Origin of the sequence: Alkalicoccus saliphilus, from assembly GCF_003044065.1 — a bacterium.
Classification (GTDB): Bacteria; Bacillota; Bacilli; order Bacillales; family Salisediminibacteriaceae; genus Alkalicoccus; species Alkalicoccus saliphilus.
On record NZ_PZJJ01000018.1, the window covers coordinates 14,761 to 32,400 of the forward strand.

The 17,640-nt window shown below is 49.3% G+C and carries 33 protein-coding genes; all 33 read right to left on the bottom strand.

Features of this window, described 5'->3' with window-relative positions; genetic code table 11:
- Positions 1 to 5: 5 nt before the first annotated feature.
- Positions 6 to 806 (bottom strand): energy-coupling factor transporter transmembrane component T family protein, encoded by an 801-nt coding sequence (locus C6Y45_RS11070; RefSeq protein WP_107585287.1) that lies wholly within the window; start codon positions 804 to 806, stop codon positions 6 to 8.
- Complete coding sequence (locus C6Y45_RS11075; protein ID WP_107585288.1) at positions 803 to 1,675, bottom strand: energy-coupling factor transporter ATPase; 873 nt, start codon at positions 1,673 to 1,675, stop codon at positions 803 to 805. The genes C6Y45_RS11070 and C6Y45_RS11075 overlap by 4 nt, the downstream gene beginning before the upstream one ends.
- The gene (locus C6Y45_RS11080) at positions 1,651 to 2,484 is read right to left on the bottom strand and encodes an energy-coupling factor transporter ATPase (protein ID WP_107585289.1); all 834 of its coding nucleotides are present in this window, start codon (positions 2,482 to 2,484) and stop codon (positions 1,651 to 1,653) included. Before C6Y45_RS11080 ends, C6Y45_RS11075 begins: the two co-directional genes overlap by 25 nt.
- 388 nt (positions 2,485 to 2,872) lie before the next feature.
- Positions 2,873 to 3,235 (bottom strand): 50S ribosomal protein L17, encoded by a 363-nt coding sequence (gene rplQ, locus C6Y45_RS11090; protein WP_107585291.1) that lies wholly within the window; start codon positions 3,233 to 3,235, stop codon positions 2,873 to 2,875.
- 47 nt (positions 3,236 to 3,282) lie between these two features.
- On the bottom strand, positions 3,283 to 4,227 hold the full coding sequence (locus C6Y45_RS11095; protein ID WP_107585292.1) for a DNA-directed RNA polymerase subunit alpha: 945 nt from the start codon (positions 4,225 to 4,227) through the stop codon (positions 3,283 to 3,285).
- A 159-nt stretch (positions 4,228 to 4,386) separates the two neighbouring features.
- Complete coding sequence (gene rpsK, locus C6Y45_RS11100) at positions 4,387 to 4,779, bottom strand: 30S ribosomal protein S11 (RefSeq protein WP_107585293.1); 393 nt, start codon at positions 4,777 to 4,779, stop codon at positions 4,387 to 4,389.
- A gap of 18 nt (positions 4,780 to 4,797) precedes the next feature.
- Positions 4,798 to 5,163, bottom strand: a complete 366-nt coding sequence (gene rpsM, locus C6Y45_RS11105; protein WP_107585294.1) for a 30S ribosomal protein S13 — start codon at positions 5,161 to 5,163, stop codon at positions 4,798 to 4,800.
- Positions 5,164 to 5,182: 19 nt separating this feature from the next.
- The gene (gene rpmJ, locus C6Y45_RS11110) at positions 5,183 to 5,296 is read right to left on the bottom strand and encodes a 50S ribosomal protein L36 (protein WP_003322638.1); all 114 of its coding nucleotides are present in this window, start codon (positions 5,294 to 5,296) and stop codon (positions 5,183 to 5,185) included.
- Between the two features lie 49 nt (positions 5,297 to 5,345).
- A complete protein-coding gene (gene infA / locus C6Y45_RS11115) occupies positions 5,346 to 5,564 on the bottom strand; it encodes a translation initiation factor IF-1 (RefSeq protein WP_107585295.1) in 219 nt (72 codons plus the stop codon).
- 4 nt (positions 5,565 to 5,568) lie between these two features.
- Positions 5,569 to 5,871 (bottom strand): KOW domain-containing RNA-binding protein, encoded by a 303-nt coding sequence (locus C6Y45_RS11120; protein WP_107585296.1) that lies wholly within the window; start codon positions 5,869 to 5,871, stop codon positions 5,569 to 5,571.
- Complete coding sequence (gene map / locus C6Y45_RS11125; RefSeq protein WP_107585297.1) at positions 5,872 to 6,642, bottom strand: type I methionyl aminopeptidase; 771 nt, start codon at positions 6,640 to 6,642, stop codon at positions 5,872 to 5,874. It abuts the gene before it with no gap.
- The gene (locus C6Y45_RS11130) at positions 6,639 to 7,292 is read right to left on the bottom strand and encodes an adenylate kinase (protein ID WP_107585298.1); all 654 of its coding nucleotides are present in this window, start codon (positions 7,290 to 7,292) and stop codon (positions 6,639 to 6,641) included. The genes map and C6Y45_RS11130 overlap by 4 nt, the downstream gene beginning before the upstream one ends.
- Before the next feature lie 882 nt (positions 7,293 to 8,174).
- On the bottom strand, positions 8,175 to 8,618 hold the full coding sequence (rplO, locus tag C6Y45_RS11135) for a 50S ribosomal protein L15 (RefSeq protein ID WP_107585299.1): 444 nt from the start codon (positions 8,616 to 8,618) through the stop codon (positions 8,175 to 8,177).
- A gap of 26 nt (positions 8,619 to 8,644) precedes the next feature.
- The gene (gene rpmD / locus C6Y45_RS11140) at positions 8,645 to 8,833 is read right to left on the bottom strand and encodes a 50S ribosomal protein L30 (RefSeq protein ID WP_107585300.1); all 189 of its coding nucleotides are present in this window, start codon (positions 8,831 to 8,833) and stop codon (positions 8,645 to 8,647) included.
- 13 nt (positions 8,834 to 8,846) lie between these two features.
- Entirely contained in the window at positions 8,847 to 9,344 is a 498-nt protein-coding gene (gene rpsE, locus C6Y45_RS11145) for a 30S ribosomal protein S5 (RefSeq protein ID WP_107585301.1), read from the bottom strand.
- Positions 9,345 to 9,370: 26 nt separating this feature from the next.
- Positions 9,371 to 9,733, bottom strand: coding sequence for a 50S ribosomal protein L18 (gene rplR / locus C6Y45_RS11150; RefSeq protein WP_107585302.1), 363 nt, complete (start codon positions 9,731 to 9,733; stop codon positions 9,371 to 9,373).
- Positions 9,734 to 9,766: 33 nt separating this feature from the next.
- Positions 9,767 to 10,303: a 50S ribosomal protein L6 gene (gene rplF / locus C6Y45_RS11155; protein WP_107585303.1), complete on the bottom strand. Its 537-nt coding sequence runs from the start codon at positions 10,301 to 10,303 to the stop codon at positions 9,767 to 9,769.
- A gap of 31 nt (positions 10,304 to 10,334) precedes the next feature.
- Positions 10,335 to 10,733, bottom strand: a complete 399-nt coding sequence (gene rpsH, locus C6Y45_RS11160; RefSeq protein WP_107585304.1) for a 30S ribosomal protein S8 — start codon at positions 10,731 to 10,733, stop codon at positions 10,335 to 10,337.
- 28 nt (positions 10,734 to 10,761) lie between these two features.
- Complete coding sequence (locus C6Y45_RS11165) at positions 10,762 to 10,947, bottom strand: type Z 30S ribosomal protein S14 (RefSeq protein WP_107585305.1); 186 nt, start codon at positions 10,945 to 10,947, stop codon at positions 10,762 to 10,764.
- 29 nt (positions 10,948 to 10,976) lie between these two features.
- A complete protein-coding gene (rplE, locus tag C6Y45_RS11170; RefSeq protein ID WP_107585306.1) occupies positions 10,977 to 11,516 on the bottom strand; it encodes a 50S ribosomal protein L5 in 540 nt (179 codons plus the stop codon).
- A gap of 29 nt (positions 11,517 to 11,545) precedes the next feature.
- Positions 11,546 to 11,860: a 50S ribosomal protein L24 gene (gene rplX, locus C6Y45_RS11175; protein ID WP_107585351.1), complete on the bottom strand. Its 315-nt coding sequence runs from the start codon at positions 11,858 to 11,860 to the stop codon at positions 11,546 to 11,548.
- A gap of 64 nt (positions 11,861 to 11,924) precedes the next feature.
- Positions 11,925 to 12,293: a 50S ribosomal protein L14 gene (gene rplN, locus C6Y45_RS11180; RefSeq protein WP_107585307.1), complete on the bottom strand. Its 369-nt coding sequence runs from the start codon at positions 12,291 to 12,293 to the stop codon at positions 11,925 to 11,927.
- A 43-nt stretch (positions 12,294 to 12,336) separates the two neighbouring features.
- Positions 12,337 to 12,600 (bottom strand): 30S ribosomal protein S17, encoded by a 264-nt coding sequence (gene rpsQ, locus C6Y45_RS11185; RefSeq protein WP_107585308.1) that lies wholly within the window; start codon positions 12,598 to 12,600, stop codon positions 12,337 to 12,339.
- A 20-nt stretch (positions 12,601 to 12,620) separates the two neighbouring features.
- Entirely contained in the window at positions 12,621 to 12,824 is a 204-nt protein-coding gene (gene rpmC / locus C6Y45_RS11190) for a 50S ribosomal protein L29 (protein WP_107585309.1), read from the bottom strand.
- Positions 12,814 to 13,248, bottom strand: a complete 435-nt coding sequence (rplP, locus tag C6Y45_RS11195) for a 50S ribosomal protein L16 (RefSeq protein WP_107585310.1) — start codon at positions 13,246 to 13,248, stop codon at positions 12,814 to 12,816. Before rplP ends, rpmC begins: the two co-directional genes overlap by 11 nt.
- 2 nt (positions 13,249 to 13,250) lie before the next feature.
- Positions 13,251 to 13,910, bottom strand: coding sequence for a 30S ribosomal protein S3 (rpsC, locus tag C6Y45_RS11200; protein ID WP_107585311.1), 660 nt, complete (start codon positions 13,908 to 13,910; stop codon positions 13,251 to 13,253).
- 2 nt (positions 13,911 to 13,912) lie between these two features.
- Positions 13,913 to 14,254 carry a 50S ribosomal protein L22 gene (gene rplV, locus C6Y45_RS11205; RefSeq protein WP_107585312.1) on the bottom strand — a complete coding sequence of 114 codons (342 nt, stop codon included), beginning with the start codon at positions 14,252 to 14,254 and terminating at the stop codon, positions 13,913 to 13,915.
- Positions 14,255 to 14,276: 22 nt separating this feature from the next.
- Positions 14,277 to 14,555: a 30S ribosomal protein S19 gene (rpsS, locus tag C6Y45_RS11210; protein ID WP_107585313.1), complete on the bottom strand. Its 279-nt coding sequence runs from the start codon at positions 14,553 to 14,555 to the stop codon at positions 14,277 to 14,279.
- Positions 14,556 to 14,615: 60 nt separating this feature from the next.
- Complete coding sequence (rplB, locus tag C6Y45_RS11215) at positions 14,616 to 15,455, bottom strand: 50S ribosomal protein L2 (RefSeq protein WP_107585314.1); 840 nt, start codon at positions 15,453 to 15,455, stop codon at positions 14,616 to 14,618.
- Positions 15,456 to 15,484: 29 nt separating this feature from the next.
- A complete protein-coding gene (gene rplW / locus C6Y45_RS11220; RefSeq protein WP_107585315.1) occupies positions 15,485 to 15,775 on the bottom strand; it encodes a 50S ribosomal protein L23 in 291 nt (96 codons plus the stop codon).
- Entirely contained in the window at positions 15,775 to 16,398 is a 624-nt protein-coding gene (gene rplD / locus C6Y45_RS11225) for a 50S ribosomal protein L4 (RefSeq protein WP_107585316.1), read from the bottom strand. Before rplD ends, rplW begins: the two co-directional genes overlap by 1 nt.
- Positions 16,399 to 16,424: 26 nt before the next feature.
- A complete protein-coding gene (gene rplC / locus C6Y45_RS11230; RefSeq protein WP_107585317.1) occupies positions 16,425 to 17,054 on the bottom strand; it encodes a 50S ribosomal protein L3 in 630 nt (209 codons plus the stop codon).
- 48 nt (positions 17,055 to 17,102) lie between these two features.
- Entirely contained in the window at positions 17,103 to 17,411 is a 309-nt protein-coding gene (gene rpsJ / locus C6Y45_RS11235; protein ID WP_107585318.1) for a 30S ribosomal protein S10, read from the bottom strand.
- Positions 17,412 to 17,640: the final 229 nt, after the last annotated feature.

Here is a 17,640-nt window from a genome sequence, read left to right on the forward strand (position 1 = left end):
TCTCCTTACAGAATTCTAGTAGTGATACTGAAAGCTCCGAACGCCGAAAACAACACGAGAATCAGTGTGTCCCGCTTCCTCCAGGCAAGCTGGCGGAACTTGGTCCGTCCTTCCCCGCCGGCATACCCCCTTGCTTCCATCGCAATGGCAAGATCCTCCGCCCGTTTGAATGACTGGGCGAAAAGTGGTATCAGGACGGGAATCAGGGCATTCAGCCTTTTCCAGATCGACCCCTGGGAAAAAGACGCTCCCCGGGCCGTCTGCGCTTTAATAATTTTCTGCGTTTCCCCGAGCAGTGTCGGAATGAAGCGAAGGGCAATCGACATCATCAGTGCCAGCTCGTGAGTTGGAACCCGGACGCGCTCCAGCGGGCTCATGAGACGCTCCATGCCGTCTGTCAGGTCCACCGGGGTCGTTGTGAGGGTAAGCATCGTTGCGAGTACAATCAGGAGCAGAAGACGCAGCGCAATCAGCCCGCCTTCAATGACTCCCCCGCTGTAGATCGTCAGCCAGCCGAGATCGAGCCACACGTCTCCTTCTCTTGTCATAAACAGGTGCAGAGTGAATGTCAGCAGGACGATCAGCAGAATGACCCGGATGCCCTTCCAGAAAAACCGGGGCGGGATGCCTGCTGCAAGAAACGCAGCCACCGTGAGAACTACGGCCATGGAAAGAACAAACGGATCGCGCGAAATAAAAATAAATACCATAAATAAAACGACGGCCGTTATTTTTGCCCGGGGATCGAGCGAGTGAACGAAAGATTTTCCCGGGAGATACTGACCGATAATAATGTTATCCATCATCCGCTTCGTTCTCCCTTCTCCCAGGCGAGAATCCGCCGGAGCGTTTCTTCCCGGGTGAAGGCATCGGAGGCGACAGGCCGTCCGGAGGCATCTTCCAGTGCTTTTAAAATCCGGACTGTTTCCGGCATGGCCAGCTGGTAGGTCTGAAGCGTTGTGCCGTCAGTAAAAAGCTCTGCCGGCGTTTTTTCCAGCTGCTTTTCCCCATCTGCCATCACCACGACGTGATCCGCGTAGCGGGCCACCTGGTTCATATCATGCGAAATAAGAACGATCGTCCGCTCCGGCTTTTCTTTGAACCAGTCATAAAACAGCTCCATAATTTCTTTCTGGCCTTTCGGGTCGAGCCCGGCCGTCGGTTCATCAAGGAGAAGCAGCTCCGGCTCCATCGCCAGTACACCGGCAATGGCTGTCCGCCGCATCTGCCCGCCGCTCAATTCAAACGGGGATCGTGCATGCAGCTCTTCCCCGATGCCGACGCGCAGCAGCGTGTCTTTAGCCAGCTGTTCTGCTTTTTCTCTCTCCAATCCGAGATTTAACGGGCCGTACATGACGTCTTTTACAATGGTCTCATCAAACAGCTGCTGCTCCGGAAACTGAAAAACGATGCCTGCATGACGGCGGAGGTCGTACAGGTCCCGCTGTTTCGTTTCCGGAGTAATGGTCCAGTCTCCAACCGTCAGTTTTCCTTCTGTCGGTTTTTCGAGCCCGTTGAAAAGCTGCAGAAGCGTTGATTTCCCGGAGCCGGTATGACCCACTACGGCGTGATACTTCCCGGAATCCAGAACAAGCGACACGTCCCGGAGTGCCTCCGTCTCAAACGGGGAGCCGCTCATATACGTATAGCCTACGTGTTCTGCTTCAATCCGCATAGTGCGCTCACCAGCTCCTTCTCCGACGTCACCCCGGTATCCACTGCCACCCCTGCCTCCCGGAGTTCATGGGCAAGATAAACGGGCAGCGGAAGAGCCAGTCCTGCCTCAAGCAGAAGTTCCCTTTTCTGAAAGATCGCTGCCGGCGGTCCGTCCTCAAGAATTTTTCCTCCGGCCATGACGAACAGCCGGTCTGCTTCAGCAGCCTCCTCGAGATCGTGGGTAATAGCAACAATCGTCATCCCTTCTTCCCGGCAGAGCTCCCGCATCATTTTCCTCACTTCACTTCTTCCGGCCGGATCAAGCATGGATGTCGCTTCATCAAGAATAATCACTTCCGGCTGCAGTGCTTTAATGCCTGCAAGAGCCACACGCTGCTTCTGCCCTCCGGACAGGCGGTGCGGCTCCTGTTCTTCGAGCCCGTCCAGCCGAAGACGGCTGATGCTTTCTTTCACCCGCTCTTTCATTTCTTCGTACGGCACACCGGCATTCTCGAGTCCGAAAGCGATGTCGTCTGCTACCGTGGGGGCTACAATCTGATTGTCAGGATGCTGAAACACCATCCCGGCCCGGCGGCGGAGCGTCATAATCGTGCTTTTATCCATCGTATCCATTCCGCATGTCAGGACGCGGCCGCTTTCCGGCTCGAGAAGACCATTAAGGCATTTAGCAAGCGTCGACTTCCCGGAGCCGTTATGACCGACAACTGCCGCCCATTCTCCTTTCTGCACGCGCAGGCTGACGTTTTTAAGCACGGGGGTCTCCCTGTTATATGAAAATGTTACGTTCTCTACCACAATCGGATCCATGCCTCCGCCGCCTTTACTGAAAAATAGAAGCTTATCCTTTTCACGGGATAAACAGAAAACAGTGCTTTCTGCAAAACGTATTCGCTGCAGGGTCTGCCCATTCAATGACAGCGTGCTCCAGCCTCAGGGCGGGTGCCGCTCTTCCGCTTTCGCTATAAGAGACAGAAAGACCTGGAGAGGCACTTTCGGTACGATTACCGAAACACCTGCCTGTCCAGACCTCTGTTTCTTTCAAGGCTTCCCTGATAACTTCCGGAAAAGCAGCCAAGGGCCTCCTGCATCTATCGATTCACAAAGGAAGCTCCCTTATCTCTACAAAGCCGGGTACAAAAAAAAGGGCGTGCGCAATTACTGTTTCCAGCAATGGCATCCCGCCCTTCCGAATTAATTATACAAGCTCGATGATGGCCATTTCTGCACCGTCACCGCGGCGAGGTCCAAGCTTCATTACGCGCGTGTAACCTCCCTGACGATCTTCATAACGCTTTGCGACATCGTCGAAAAGCTTCTGAACAGCGTCCTGACCAGTCTCCTCGTCAGCAACTTCCTTACGTACGAAGGCAGCAGCCTGGCGACGGGCATGAAGGTCTCCACGCTTTCCAAGAGTGATCATCTTCTCCACGATAGAGCGGATTTCCTTTGCCTTCGGCTCTGTCGTTTCGATGCGCTCATTGATGATGAGGTCTGTCGTTAAATCGCGAAGCAATGCTTTACGGGCACTGCTGTCACGGCCTAGCTTTCTGTATCCCATGGTAGTTTCCCTCCTTCACAAATAACATCCCGCCGGATCCGGCGGTTTTATTCTTCTCTGCGCAGACCGAGACTGAGCTCGTGCAGTTTTTCCTGAACTTCCTCAAGGGATTTACGTCCAAGGTTACGCACTTTCATCATGTCGTCTTCGGATTTCTGCGTCAGTTCCTGTACCGTGTTGATTCCTGCACGCTTAAGGCAGTTGTAGGAGCGGACAGAAAGGTCGAGTTCCTCGATCGTCATCTCGAGTACTTTTTCCTTCTGATCTTCTTCCTTCTCAACCATAATCTCGGCATTCTGTGCCTGATCGGTTAAGCCGACAAAGATGTTTAAATGCTCTGTCAGGATTTTAGCTCCCAGAGAAACTGCTTCCTCCGGACGGATACTTCCATCTGTCCAGACGTCCAGTGTCAGCTTGTCATAGTTTGTAACCTGACCTACGCGCGTATTTTCCACCTGGTAGTTTGCTCTCGCTACCGGTGTGAAAATCGAGTCAACCGGAATCACGCCGATTGGCAGATCTCCGGTATTATTCCCTTCCGCCGGAACGTAGCCGCGTCCGCGGGAAGCTGTTACTTTCATCTGGAACTGGGCACCTTTGGAAAGAGTTGCGATGTGAAGATCCGGGTTAAGAATTTCTACATCACTGTCATGCGTGAAATCCGCAGCAGTAACTGTTCCTTCTCCGCTCACTTCGATCTCAATCGACTTCTCTTCATCAGAGTAAATCTTCAGCGCCAGCTGCTTCAGATTCAGGATAATGGTTGTTACGTCCTCAACCACTCCTTCAATCGTAGAAAATTCATGCAGGACTCCGTTAAACTGAACGGATGTCACCGCCGCTCCCGGTAGTGAAGAGAGCAGAATGCGGCGCAGGGAATTCCCTAGCGTTGTACCGTATCCACGTTCCAGAGGTTCTACGACGAACTTTCCGTACGCTTGATCGTCGCTTAATTCGACCGTTTCAATCTTCGGCTTTTCTATCTCGATCATTCAACAAACCCTCCTTCAAAACGTCGAAACCCCGGTTGTGAGTGGCCACAACCGGAATCCCTCACTGGGCACACCTTGACCTGTTGCGAAACTGCAGTCCCGCCCTCAGAGGGACGAGACAGTTTTCTTCCCGTCAGACAGGATCACCTGCCATGCTTATTATACGCGACGACGTTTTGGTGGACGGCAGCCGTTGTGTGGAACAGGCGTTACGTCACGAATCATGCTTACTTCAAGTCCAGTAGCCTGCAGGGAACGGATTGCTGCTTCACGTCCGGCACCAGGGCCTTTAACGGAAACTTCCACTTCCTTCATGCCGTGGTCCATTGCTGATTTAGCTGCTGCTTCTGCGGCAGTCTGTGCTGCGAATGGAGTAGACTTACGGGAACCTTTGAATCCAAGGCCTCCGGCACTTGCCCAGGAGATTGCATTTCCCTGAGTGTCAGTGATCGTTACGATCGTGTTGTTGAATGTGGAACGAATGTGTGCCACACCAGTTTCTATATTTTTACGCTGACGGCGCTTTGCGCGTGTCGTTTTTGGTTTAGCCATAATTAACCGCTACCTCCTTTACTTTTTCTTATTCGCGACTGTTCGACGAGGACCCTTACGAGTTCGCGCATTGTTCTTCGTCTTCTGTCCGCGAACCGGCAGTCCACGGCGGTGGCGGATACCACGGTAAGAACCGATTTCAATCAGACGCTTAATGTTAAGAGAAACTTCGCGGCGAAGATCCCCTTCTACTTTCACATTGTCTACAACTCCACGGATTTTACCGAGCTCATCTTCTGTCAGATCACGAACTCGTGTACTTTCAGAAACGCCGGCTTCTTTAAGAATCTCCGCTGCGCGGGATTTCCCGACTCCGTAGATATACGTAAGAGAAACGACAACCCGCTTATCACGGGGAATGTCGACACCTGCAACACGTGCCATACTTTACACCTCCTGTGGTTTATCCTTGCTTCTGCTTATGCTTTGGGTTTTCACAAATTACCATAACCGTACCTTTACGGCGGATAACTTTGCACTTTTCGCAAATTGGTTTGACGGATGGTCTTACCTTCATGCTCTTTACCTCCTTGATCATTCGGAGTTACGAATTCCAACGCCTCTTCTTATTTATAACGATACGTAATGCGACCGCGAGTCAGATCATACGGAGATAATTCGACTGTGACCTTGTCTCCCGGAAGAATACGGATATAATGCATACGGATTTTACCGGATACGTGGGCAAGAATTTTGTGCCCGTTGTCCAGTTCCACTCGGAACATTGCGTTTGGAAGCGGCTCAATGACCGTTCCTTCTACTTCGATTACATCTTCTTTGGCCATGAATTTACTCTCCTTCCTTCAGTAAATTATCATTCATATAGGATGAAATTGCAAAGCGCAATTTTGCATTGGTAACACGACCTGTTTCTATTATACTGTTCTTTACTTCCGAGGCAATAACATGGCTCCGCTCGATGTGCTGAATGTTCTTTTTCTTCGGCCGGTCCACTTTGCGCTTATCGCCGTCGGCGAGCAGCACGAACCGGTCGTCAAGAACTTCTATGACACAGGCAAACTGGCCTTTGTCTCTTCCGTCAAGAATCCGCACGAACTCGCCGGCACGCGGGATCGAGTCAGGATCTTTCATCTAATGACCACCTTTATCCCCTGTTGGGATTTTTGTCAAAATTTCATATCCTGTATCGACAATAGCAATCGTGTGTTCAAAATGGGCGCACATTGATTTGTCCGATGTCACGACCGTCCAGTTATCGGACAGCGTGCGGACATGGCGTCTGCCGGCGTTCAGCATCGGCTCGACAGCAATCACCATTCCTTCTTTCAGGCGGGGCCCTCTTCCAGGCGGCCCGAAGTTGGGAACAGCCGGCTCTTCGTGGAGATGTTTCCCTACGCCGTGGCCCGTGTATTCACGGACAACGGAAAAGCCGTAATATTCCGCATAGTTCTGCACCGCATGCGAGATATCAGTTACTCTTCTGCCCGGTGCGGCGTGGGAAAGGCCTTCAAATAATGAAGCTTCCGTCACGTCCAGCAGCCGCTGTTTACCGGCATCAATTGTGCCTACAGCGTACGTCCATGCGGAATCACCGTGGTAACCTTTATACTGCGCTCCAATATCAATACTGATGATATCCCCCTCGCGCAGCACGCGGGGCCCGGGTATTCCGTGCACCAATTCCTCATTTACTGAAGTACAGATACTCCCCGTAAAGCCATGGTAGCCTTTAAAAGATGGAACCGCATCAGAAGACCGGATAAACCTGTCTGCAATGTGGTCCAGTTCCTTTGTTGTAATGCCCGGGTGGATATGCTGTTTCAGCTCATGATGCGTACGGGCCACTATTTCGCCGGCCCGCCGCAGTTTATCAAGCTCTTTCGATGTCTTACTTGTGATCATCCACGGCTCTCCTGAAGGAGTTTATCAACCTCTGTGAATACCTGGTCGATCTCCTGCTGGCCGTCAATGTTACGAAGATATCCTTTATCCTCGTAAAAGTCAACGAGAGGCTTGGTCTGCTCGAGGTTAACCTCAAGACGCTTATCCACCGTTTCCGGCTTGTCGTCGTCCCGCTGAATCAATTCGCTGCCATCTTTGTCGCATTTTCCTTTTTCCTTTGGAGGATTAAACTGCTCGTGGTAGGCAGTACCGCAGGTCGGGCAGATCCAGCGGCCTGTCAGACGCTTGAACAGATCCTCTTTAGGTACCTTGATATATACTACGTGATCCAGGCTGCGTTCCATTTCCTGAAGCATGATTTCCAGTGCAGAAGCCTGAGCTACTGTACGTGGAAAACCGTCCAGAAGGAAGCCTTTTTTGCAGTCGTCCTGACTCAGTCGTTCACGGACAATACCGATCGTGACTTCGTCCGGCACGAGTGCCCCCTCGTCCATATAAGCTTTTGCCTTTAGTCCGAGTTCTGTTTCATTTTTAATTGCCGCACGGAACATGTCTCCCGTGGAAATGTGGGGCACACCGTACTTTTCAACGATTTTATCTGCCTGAGTACCTTTTCCGGCACCCGGAAGTCCCATAAGAATAAGATTCATAGTTATCTTCCCTCCATCGATTTTTTCGTCTTCAGCTGATTCTCCATGTGTTTCAATGTGTCATATAGGACACCAACAACGATCAGTAATCCATTCCCTTTCGTGCCTCGCACTGAAACAGGCACTGTTTTTTCCAGAGAAATAACAGTACGGATTGAGACGGTTGCCAGGAATTTAGCTCCGGCGAAATCAAACGATAGAGGTTACTCCTGATGTCTTACTGCATCGTATTCCCGGGACAGATTCCAGGGAGTCAGCCGTATACGGACTACTCGCCTGAACCGGCAGGCAGGATTTCTCCTGCAGCTGCCCGGCAGCTAATCGCCTGGTGTACTTGATCAAGTGTGTTTTCAGGGGCTTGCTGTAACAAAAATAACTCCTACAACGAGCAGTGCTGACTAAGCACAGCAACGATGTTTTTGAACAAGGCATCTCCTGCGCCTTCGAATTGAGTTACATTATATGGTTAACTCCATTCGGAATCCCAGCAGCAATCCCAGCAAAGATAAGAATTGGGATCCGTTCCCCTGTTTGTCCTTTTTCTGTAACTCAGAAAAAAGGGAGAGCCCGGAAACGTAATCACCATCGTCCTAATCCTGTCACTTGTGCTAGCTTTTTGCGACCTGCATCCCCTGAACAGGGACAGCAGCGGAGATTTCTCAGCCGATGCTGCACTGTAGGCATTATTTCTGCCGCAAAGATCGAGAAATTCCTGAAGGCACCTCCGCCAGTGGCGTTCCCCGCCCCGCCGAAGTTCATCACTTTAATGTTCCCTTCCGGCAAGGAGAAGCGGCACCGATTCGAAAGACGATTCACATCGCTGGGCGGAAAAGCATGCTGCTTTTCGCCGCCTGATCGAAAGATGAAAAGCTCATTCGGACATTATACTTCTTCAGCAGTTCCTCCGGCAGCTTCGATAGCTTCCTTTGCGGATCCGGAAAACTTGTTGGCCTTTACTGTAAGCTTACGCTCCAGCGTTCCGTTTCCTAGAACTTTGATACCGTCACGCTCGTTTTTCACCACACCGGACTCTACAAGCTGAGCCGGGGATACTTCTGTTCCGTCTTCGAAACGGTTGAGTGTATCCAGGTTCACGACAGCGTACTCTGTACGGTTCGGGTTCTTAAATCCTCGCTTTGGAAGACGTCGGAAAATAGGCATCTGCCCACCTTCGAAACCTGGGCGAACACCGCCGCCGGAACGCGCGTTTTGACCTTTGTGCCCGCGTCCGGCTGTTTTACCATTACCAGTACCGACACCACGGCCTTTACGCTTACGCTTCTGGTTACGGGAACCTTCAGCAGGTTTTAGTTCGTGAAGTTGCATGTTGACACCTCCTCAGGGTTTTCTAATTATGCGTCGATTTCTTTTACGCTGACGAGATGGGAAACTTTGTTTACCATTCCGCGCATTGCATCGTTATCCTCTTGAACAACTTTGCTGTTCATTTTGCCAAGACCGAGGGTCTTCACAGTAACACGCTGCTCTTCCGGACGTCCGATAAGGCTGCGTGTGAGGGTAATTTCTAATTTCTTCGCCATGCCAATTCCCTCCTTAACCTAGCAACTCTTCAACAGATTTGCCGCGTAGTTTTGCAACTTGTTCCGGGCTTTTCAGGCTTTCAAGACCCTGAAGTGTTGCACGTACCATGTTAATAGGGTTGTTTGAACCTAGGGACTTCGAAAGGATGTCACCTACACCAGCAAGCTCGAGTACCGCACGGACCGGTCCGCCGGCAATAACTCCTGTACCTTCAGAAGCGGGCTTGAGAAGTACGCTTCCAGCTCCGAATTCTCCAGTGATCTGGTGAGGGATGGATGTTCCCTGCATCGGCACTTTAATAAGGTTTTTCTTGCCGTCCTCGATTGCTTTACGGATCGCTTCCGGGACCTCAAGTGCCTTACCCATGCCAAATCCAACGTGGCCGTTCTTGTCGCCTACAACAACTAGTGCTGCGAAGCGGAAGCGGCGTCCACCTTTTACAACTTTGGCTACGCGGTTGACTGTAACCACGCGCTCTTCAATTTCAAGTTTGCTTGCATCGATACGCAATGTGTTTCCCTCCTTTATTGCTTCAATTAAAACTTCAGACCAGCTTCGCGGGCAGCATCTGCAAGTTCTTTGACACGACCGTGGTAGAGGTAGCCTCCGCGGTCAAATACGACTGTTTCTTTGCCTTGTTCAAGGGCACGTTTCGCCACAAGTTCGCCGACTTGACGAGCTGCGTCTTTGTTCCCGCCGTTTTCTAACCCAAGTTCTTTATCTAAGCTGGAAGCACCAGCGATTGTAACGCCTGCGACGTCGTCAATCAGCTGGGCATTGATGTGCTTATTAGAACGGAAAACATTCAGACGGGGACGTTCAGCAGTACCTGTGATCGAACGACGAACGTGGGCATGTCTTTTCTTACGTACCTCGTTCTTAGAATTCTTCGTGATCATCGAACGTCATTCCTTTCTTCCGTTATTCAGGATTTATTTACCTGTCTTACCTTCTTTACGACGAACATACTCGCCTTCGTAACGGATACCTTTGCCTTTGTAAGGCTCTGGGATACGTACAGCACGGATGTTGGAAGCAAGGGCTCCAACGCTCTCCTTGTCGATACCTCTGACAGTGATTTTCGTGTTGGAAGGAACGTCGATTTCGAGGCCGTTTTCCTCTACGAATTCAACCGGGTGGGAAAGGCCGACGTTAAGGACAACCTTATTACCGGTTTTCTGCGCACGGTAACCAACCCCAACGAGCTCAAGGTTCTTTTGGAAACCCTGGGAAACACCTTCGATCATGTTATTGATCATGCTGCGTGTTGTACCGTGCAGCGCGCGGTGATCCTTATGGTCGGATGGGCGCTCAACTGTGATGATATTATCTTCCTGCTTAACAGTCATGTCGTGGTGGATGTTACGGCTTAGTTCCCCTTTAGGGCCTTTAACCGTCACCTTAGTGCCGTCAAGCTTTAATTCAACTCCAGATGGAATTTCAATAGGCTTTAAACCAATTCGGGACATACGTGACACCTCCGTTCTCTTACGTTATTTATTACCAGACGTATGCGATTACTTCGCCGCCGACTTTTTTCTGACGGGCTTCTTTATCAGTGATGACGCCGCTTGAAGACGAAATGATTGCAATACCGAGTCCTCCGAGTACACGTGGTACCTCATCGGATTTCGCGTAAACGCGCAGGCCTGGCTTACTGATTTTCTTAAGGCCGGTGATAACCTTCTCGTTATTGGCACCATACTTAAGGAAAAGGCGTAGTACACCCTGCTTGCTATCTTCAACTGCCTCGTAGTCGCGGATAAAACCTTCGCGCTTGAGGATGTCTGCAATTTCTTTTTTCATGTTTGAAGCTGGAAGCTCCAAGCTTGTGTGACGTACTAGATTCGCATTACGGATGCGAGTCAGCATGTCAGCAATAGGATCTGTCATGACCATCGTATTTACCTCCTTCCTTTAAACGGAATTACCAGCTAGCTTTTTTAACGCCCGGAATTTGACCTTTGTGTGCAAGATCCCGGAAGCAGATACGGCAAAGTTTGAACTTGCGAAGAACACTATGCGGACGTCCGCACTTTTCGCAGCGAGTGTACTCTTGTACAGCAAACTTTTTCGTACGCTTCTGTTTTGCGACCATTGATTTTTTCGCCAAGGTCTACACTCCTCTCTTCTTTCAGAGTATTATTTCTGGAACGGCATGCCAAACTGTGTAAGCAGTTCGCGTGCTTCTTCATCAGTGCCTGCAGTTGTAACAACAACAATATCCATACCCCGGACTTTATCTACGTTATCGTAGTTGATTTCCGGAAAGATAAGCTGTTCTTTAACACCCAGTGTATAGTTGCCGCGGCCATCAAATGCTTTCTTTGATACCCCTCGGAAGTCACGTACACGTGGAAGAGATACAGAGACAAGCTTGTCGAGGAAATCGTACATGCGCTCACCGCGGAGAGTAACTTTCGCTCCGATAGGCATGCCTTCACGTACTTTAAATCCTGCGATGGATTTTTTAGCTTTTGTAACGATCGGCTTCTGACCAGTAATCTGAGTCAGCTCTTCTACTGCTTTATCAAGAACTTTAGAGTTCTGTACAGCGTCACCGACACCCATGTTCACAACGATTTTCTCAATCTTTGGCACTTCCATAACGGAAGAGTAATCGAATTTATCTTTTAGGGAAGGAGTAATCTCCTTGTTGTATTGTTCTTTCAGACGGCTCATTAAGTGGACCTCCTTTCAGCAACCGGCATTTACTTGTCGAGAGTTTCGCCGGACTTTTTAGCAATGCGTACTTTTTTTCCGTTTTCATCGGTCTTGAATCCTACACGCGTCGGCTCGTTCGTAGATGGGTCGACAACCATTACGTTGGATACGTGAATAGGCGCTTCCTGGTTAAGAATTCCACCTTGTGGATTGGATTGTGATGGCTTGGCATGCTTCTTTACCATGTTGACGCCTTCCACAAGAACACGTGATTTTGTCGGATAAGCTTCAAGAATTTTTCCTTCTTGGCCTTTGTCCTTACCGGAGATGACTTTTACGGTATCTCCCTTTTTAACGTGCAATTTCACTTGTTGGGACATGAGGGCACCTCCTCTTTACTCGGTCTTTATCGATATATGGCATGAATTAAAGTACTTCTGGAGCAAGAGAAACGATCTTCATGAACTTGTTTTCACGGAGTTCACGTGCAACTGGTCCAAAGATACGAGTTCCTCTTGGGCTCTTATCATCACGTACGATAACCGCTGCGTTTTCGTCGAACTTGATATAAGATCCATCGTTACGGCGTGCACCGCTCTTTGAGCGTACAATAACCGCGCGTACAACTTCACCTTTCTTGACAACGCCACCAGGTGTTGCCTGCTTTACAGAGCAGACGATTACATCACCGATGTTCGCAGTCTTACGGCCGGTTCCACCAAGTACTTTAATGCAGAGCACCTCACGGGCACCGGAGTTATCAGCAACTTTTAAACGGCTTTCCTGTTGAATCATAGATTCCTTTACCTCCCTTCAGGTAAGCAAACATAATGTCTGGTTAGATAATTACGGCCTCTTCTACTACTTCCACAAGGCGGAATCGCTTATCCTTAGATAGCGGTCGAGTTTCCATAATGCGAACGACGTCATTCACTTTTGCAGTGTTGTTTTCATCGTGCGCTTTATATTTCTTCGTATGCTTCACGCGTTTGCCGTAAAGCGGGTGCATCTTGTAAGTTTCAGCTACCACGGTAATTGTCTTATCCATTTTGTCGGATGTTACACGACCTACATAGCTCTTACGATTATTTCTATCTTCCACGGTAAGACCTCCTCTCAAGACTATTCGCCCGCGATTCCGAGTTCGCGTTCGCGTAAAACTGTCTTTGCTCGTGCAATAGCTTTCTTAACTTCACGAATACGGGCCGGGTTATCGAGCTGTCCGGTCGCAAGCTGAAAGCGAAGGTTGAAAAGCTCTTCTTTAAGAGAAACAGCTTTTTGTTCAATTTCAGCAGTGGTTAGGTTGCGGATTTCATTAGCTTTCATTTGCGTCACCACCCACTTCTTCTCGTTTAATCACTTTTGTTCTGATCGGCAGTTTGTGTGATGCCAGACGAAGAGCTTCGCGCGCTACTTCTTCGGATACACCTGCGATTTCAAACATAACTTTCCCAGGCTTAACAACTGCCACCCATCCTTCAGGAGAACCTTTACCGGAACCCATTCGGACTTCAAGAGGCTTTGCAGTGTATGGCTTGTCCGGGAAAATTTTAATCCATACTTTACCGCCACGCTTCATGTAACGGGTCATAGCGATACGGGCAGCTTCAATCTGACGGTTTGTGATCCACGAAGCTTCAAGAGCCTGAAGACCATATTCACCGAATGTTACTTCTGTGCCGCCTTTTGCACGTCCACGCATCTTACCACGATGCTCACGACGGTATTTTACACGTTTAGGCATTAGCATGATTAATTTCCTCCTTCCTGTTCGTTCGTTCCTTTAGTCGGAAGGACTTCCCCTTTGTAGATCCATGTCTTCACGCCGAGCTTACCGTACGTAGTATCTGCTTCTGCAGTACCATAGTCGATGTCAGCCCGTAGAGTGTGAAGCGGTACAGTTCCTTCGCTGTAATGTTCATCTCGTGCAATATCAGCTCCGCCGAGTCGGCCGGAAACCTGAGTTTTGATTCCTTTAGCACCGGAACGCATTGTGCGCTGCATAGACTGCTTCATTGCGCGTCGGAAAGAAATACGGCTTTCCAGCTGTCGGGCAATGTTTTGAGATACGAGCGTAGCGTCAAGATCCGGCTTTTTGATTTCGTTGATATTGATGTGTACACGCTTGCCGGTAAGTTTGTTAAGAGCTTTACGAAGTGCTTCCACTTCAGAACCACCCTTACCAATAACCATTCCCGGTTTTGCAGTATAGATCGTAACGTTCACACGGTTAGCCGCGCGTTCGATTTCAATCGTGGAAACGGAAGCTTCTACTAAACGCTTCTCCAGGTAATCACGAATTCTGATGTCTTCGTGAAGCAGATCAGCATAGTCTTTGTCAGCGAACCACTTGGATTCCCAGTCGCGGATAACACCGACACGTAGTCCGATAGGATTTATTTTCTGACCCACACTTATCCCTCCTTCTTCTCAGTTAGCACCACTGTAATGTGGCTCGTTCGTTTATTGATCCGGCTCGCACGTCCCTGTGCACGTGGACGGAATCTTTTAAGTGTAATTCCTTCGTCTACGAAAATTTGATCGACAACCAGGTTGTCCGGCTCCATTTCGTAGTTATGCTCTGCGTTCGCAATAGCTGAATTTAAAAGCTTCTCCACCACAGGGGATGCTTTCTTCGGCGTGTGGTTAAGGATGGAGATTGCTTCTCCTACTTCTTTTCCACGGATCAGGTCTACGACCAGACGAGCTTTGCGAGGAGCAATACGCACTTGTTTTGCAACTGCTTTAGCTTCCATGATCAGTACCTCCCCTCTCTATTTAGCGTCGTGTTTTTCTATCGTCAGAAGCGTGGCCTTTGTACGTACGCGTTGGTGCAAATTCACCAAGCTTGTGTCCAACCATGTCTTCTTGAATGTAAACCGGCACGTGCTTACGACCATCATAAACTGCAATCGTATGCCCGATGAACTGTGGGAAAATTGTAGAGCGGCGGGACCACGTCTTGATAACTCTCTTATCACTCGTTTCGCCCTGAGCTTCCACCTTTTTCATAAGGTGATCATCTACAAAAGGTCCCTTTTTTAAGCTGCGACCCATAATGGTACCTCCCTTCGCGACTGCGCTACGGTTCTGCCAGAGAACCGTAGGACAATCCCGTTATTTTTTCTTTTTCTTGCGTCCACGTACAATATATTTGTCAGTGTCTTTGTTTTTCTTACGTGTCTTGTAGCCAAGCGTAGGCTGACCCCAAGGAGAAACTGGAGATGGACGTCCGATTGGCGCTCGTCCTTCACCACCACCGTGTGGGTGATCGCTAGGGTTCATAACAGAACCACGTACGGTTGGACGACGGTTCATCCAGCGGGAACGACCAGCTTTACCAATGTTTACAAGTTCGTGCTCGATGTTTCCAACCTGACCAACTGTAGCACGGCATGTGCCAAGAATCAAGCGGGTTTCACCGGAACGAAGACGTACAAGAACGTACTTGTCTTCCCGGCCGAGCACCTGTGCTTCTGCTCCTGCAGAACGTACAAGCTGTCCACCTTTTCCTGGACGGAGCTCGATGTTGTGGATGATCGTACCAACTGGAATGTCCTTCAGCTGAAGAGCATTACCTACTTTGATATCGGCATCCTTACCGGAAGTGATTTCTGTGCCTACTTTAAGACCTTTTGGTGCAAGAATGTAGCGCTTTTCCCCATCAACGTAGTTGATAAGAGCGATATTCGCAGAGCGGTTCGGATCGTATTCGATCGTAGCAACGCGGCCTGGAATTCCATCTTTATCACGCTTAAAGTCGATTACACGGTATTGACGCTTGTGTCCGCCACCCTGGTGACGCACTGAAATACGTCCCTGGTTATTACGGCCGGCCTTTTTAGAAAGTGGCGTCAGAAGTGAACGTTCAGGCTGGTCTGTAGTCAGTTCCTGAAAGTCCAGTGACGTCATAAAACGGCGGCCGTTCGTGGTCGGTTTATACTTTTTAATAGCCATGAGCTTTTCCCTCCTTCTCTAAAAAATGTTTACGCACCTTCAAAGAATTCTAGTTCTTTGCTGTCCGCTGAGAGCTCAACAATTGCTTTTTTGCGCTTGCGAGTGTAGCCGCTGTGACGGCCGAAACGCTTGAATTTCCCTTTATAGTTCATCGTGTTAACGTTCACGACTTCCACACCGAAGATTTCCTCAACAGCAGATTTAACCTGCGGCTTAGTTGCGCGGGGATCTACTTCAAATGTGTACTTCTTTTCAGCCATAAGGTCTGCAGAACGTTCCGTGATGATCGGGCGCTTAATAATATCTCTTGCGTTTGCCATTATGCAAGCACCTCCTCTACCTGTTTAACAGCATCCTGTGTGATAACGAGTTTCTCGTGGGCGAGAAGATCAAGTACGTTCACATTCGCTGCTTTCACGGATTTTACTCCTGGAAGGTTACGGGCGGAAAGAGCAACTGCTTCATTTTCGTCCGCTGTTACGATAAGCGTTTTTGTTGTTGCCGATAGGCCGGCAAGAACTGCTTTCATTTCCTTCGTTTTTGGAGCTTCAAAACTTAGTGCATCAACAACAAGGATGTTTTCATCCTTTACTTTGGAAGATAGTGCTGATTTTAGTGCCAGACGGCGCTGCTTCTTAGGAAGCTTGTAGCCGTAGTTACGTGGTGTAGGACCGAAAGCTACTCCACCGCCTACCCAGATTGGGGAACGTGTGGAACCATGACGGGCACGGCCTGTACCTTTTTGACGCCAAGGCTTCGCTCCACCGCCGCGTACTTCTGAGCGGTTTTTTGTTGAATGTGTACCTTGACGGCGTGATGCTTGCTGCATAATCACTGCGTCGTAAAGTACGCTTTCGTTTGGTTCAATACCGAATACGCCTTCTGCAAGCTCGATATCGCCTGCTTGAGAGCCATCTTGTTTATACAAAGTTACTTTAGGCATCGGGGCTCCTCCTTTCTTATCCGAAATTATTCAGCTTTAGTTGCTGATTGAACTGTTACAAAGCTTTTCTTCGCTCCAGGGACATTCCCTTTGATTAGAAGAACATTGCGCTCTGTATCTACTTTTACGACTTCAAGATTCTGAATCGTTACCGTTTCGCCGCCCATGCGTCCTGGAAGTAGCTTACCAGGCCGTACGTGGTTCGGGTCAACAGGACCCATTGAACCTGGGGAACGATGGTAGTGGGAACCGTGAGTCATTGGTCCGCGGGACTGATTGTGGCGTTTGATCGCACCCTGGAATCCTTTACCTTTGGACTGCCCGGTTACGTCAACCACATCTCCCTCTGCAAAGACGTCTACCTTAATTTCCTGACCAACCTCTAGTTCCGCTGTTTCAGCGTCGCGGACTTCCTTCACGAAGCGCTTAGGAGTTGTCTGCGCTTTTTCAGCGTGACCTTTTGCAGGCTTTCTCTGTGCACTCCCTTTTTTGTCAAATGCACCAAGCTGAACAGCTTCATAGCCTTCTCCTTCAACCGTCTTCTTCTGAAGAACAACGTTAGGCTCTGCCTGAATCACTGTCACCGGTAATGCTTCACCAGTTTCGCTGAAAATCTGCGTCATGCCTAGTTTCTTTCCTAAGATTCCTTTGGTCATCCGTCACACCTCCTGTAATTAATATTTTTAATTTATATTTATCAAAAATTAAAGCTTGATTTCGATATCTACGCCGGATGGAAGATCGAGACGCATAAGCGCATCAACTGTCTGCGGCGTTGGCTCAACGATGTCGATCAGACGCTTATGAGTGCGCATTTCGAACTGTTCGCGAGCATCTTTGTATTTGTGCACGGCACGAAGTACTGTGTAGACAGAACGCTCTGTTGGAAGCGGTACTGGACCAGTAATGCCGGCACCTGATCGTTTTGCTGTTTCAACAATTTTTTCTGCAGATGCATCAAGTACACGGTGATCATAAGCTTTCAATCGAATACGAATTTTTTGCTTTGCCATTTTGTTACCTCCTTTTTCGCCCATTATCGGAAATAGACTTGCTCCCCGGAAATTTCCCCACCCCCGATCCATGGCAACGGGCTCGGGTGTGTCGGCAACCTTCCAGATCTAAGCCTTTTTGTGACCAACATTAGATAGTATACAGGATTCCTCCGGTACACGCAATCTTTTTTTCAACATTTCTACGGTCACACTTTGAATATTATACAAGCCGCCTCCCGGAATTTCA

Excerpts from the sequence above, each read along its gene's own strand:
- C6Y45_RS11080 (WP_107585289.1), bottom strand. The coding sequence starts at position 2,484 with ATGGATCCGATTGTGGTAGAGAACGTAACATTTTCATATAACAGGGAG.
- rpsM (WP_107585294.1), bottom strand. The coding sequence starts at position 5,163 with ATGGCACGTGTTGCAGGTGTCGACATTCCCCGTGATAAGCGGGTTGTC.
- rpmJ (WP_003322638.1), bottom strand. The coding sequence starts at position 5,296 with ATGAAGGTAAGACCATCCGTCAAACCAATTTGCGAAAAGTGCAAAGTT.
- rplC (WP_107585317.1), bottom strand. The coding sequence starts at position 17,054 with ATGACCAAAGGAATCTTAGGAAAGAAACTAGGCATGACGCAGATTTTC.
- rpmD (WP_107585300.1), bottom strand. The coding sequence starts at position 8,833 with ATGGCGAAGAAATTAGAAATTACCCTCACACGCAGCCTTATCGGACGT.
- rplB (WP_107585314.1), bottom strand. The coding sequence starts at position 15,455 with ATGGCTATTAAAAAGTATAAACCGACCACGAACGGCCGCCGTTTTATG.
- rpsH (WP_107585304.1), bottom strand. The coding sequence starts at position 10,733 with ATGGTCATGACAGATCCTATTGCTGACATGCTGACTCGCATCCGTAAT.
- C6Y45_RS11120 (WP_107585296.1), bottom strand. The coding sequence starts at position 5,871 with ATGAAAGATCCTGACTCGATCCCGCGTGCCGGCGAGTTCGTGCGGATT.
- rplV (WP_107585312.1), bottom strand. The coding sequence starts at position 14,254 with ATGGAAGCTAAAGCAGTTGCAAAACAAGTGCGTATTGCTCCTCGCAAA.
- rplR (WP_107585302.1), bottom strand. The coding sequence starts at position 9,733 with ATGATCACGAAGAATTCTAAGAACGAGGTACGTAAGAAAAGACATGCC.
- C6Y45_RS11075 (WP_107585288.1), bottom strand. The coding sequence starts at position 1,675 with ATGCGGATTGAAGCAGAACACGTAGGCTATACGTATATGAGCGGCTCC.
- rplW (WP_107585315.1), bottom strand. The coding sequence starts at position 15,775 with ATGGCAAACGCAAGAGATATTATTAAGCGCCCGATCATCACGGAACGT.
- rplP (WP_107585310.1), bottom strand. The coding sequence starts at position 13,248 with ATGCTAATGCCTAAACGTGTAAAATACCGTCGTGAGCATCGTGGTAAG.
- C6Y45_RS11095 (WP_107585292.1), bottom strand. The coding sequence starts at position 4,227 with ATGATCGAGATAGAAAAGCCGAAGATTGAAACGGTCGAATTAAGCGAC.
- rpsS (WP_107585313.1), bottom strand. The coding sequence starts at position 14,555 with ATGGGTCGCAGCTTAAAAAAGGGACCTTTTGTAGATGATCACCTTATG.
- rplD (WP_107585316.1), bottom strand. The coding sequence starts at position 16,398 with ATGCCTAAAGTAACTTTGTATAAACAAGATGGCTCTCAAGCAGGCGAT.
- rpsK (WP_107585293.1), bottom strand. The coding sequence starts at position 4,779 with ATGGCTAAACCAAAAACGACACGCGCAAAGCGCCGTCAGCGTAAAAAT.
- map (WP_107585297.1), bottom strand. The coding sequence starts at position 6,642 with ATGATCACAAGTAAGACATCGAAAGAGCTTGATAAACTGCGGCGGGCC.
- rplE (WP_107585306.1), bottom strand. The coding sequence starts at position 11,516 with ATGAGCCGTCTGAAAGAACAATACAACAAGGAGATTACTCCTTCCCTA.
- rpsJ (WP_107585318.1), bottom strand. The coding sequence starts at position 17,411 with ATGGCAAAGCAAAAAATTCGTATTCGATTGAAAGCTTATGATCACCGT.
- rplN (WP_107585307.1), bottom strand. The coding sequence starts at position 12,293 with ATGATTCAACAGGAAAGCCGTTTAAAAGTTGCTGATAACTCCGGTGCC.
- rplO (WP_107585299.1), bottom strand. The coding sequence starts at position 8,618 with ATGCAACTTCACGAACTAAAACCTGCTGAAGGTTCCCGTAACCAGAAG.
- infA (WP_107585295.1), bottom strand. The coding sequence starts at position 5,564 with ATGGCCAAAGAAGATGTAATCGAAGTAGAAGGAACGGTCATTGAGCCG.
- C6Y45_RS11070 (WP_107585287.1), bottom strand. The coding sequence starts at position 806 with ATGATGGATAACATTATTATCGGTCAGTATCTCCCGGGAAAATCTTTC.
- rplF (WP_107585303.1), bottom strand. The coding sequence starts at position 10,303 with ATGTCCCGAATTGGTTTAAAGCCTATTGAAATTCCATCTGGAGTTGAA.
- rpmC (WP_107585309.1), bottom strand. The coding sequence starts at position 12,824 with ATGAAAGCTAATGAAATCCGCAACCTAACCACTGCTGAAATTGAACAA.
- rplQ (WP_107585291.1), bottom strand. The coding sequence starts at position 3,235 with ATGGGATACAGAAAGCTAGGCCGTGACAGCAGTGCCCGTAAAGCATTG.
- C6Y45_RS11130 (WP_107585298.1), bottom strand. The coding sequence starts at position 7,292 with ATGAATCTTATTCTTATGGGACTTCCGGGTGCCGGAAAAGGTACTCAG.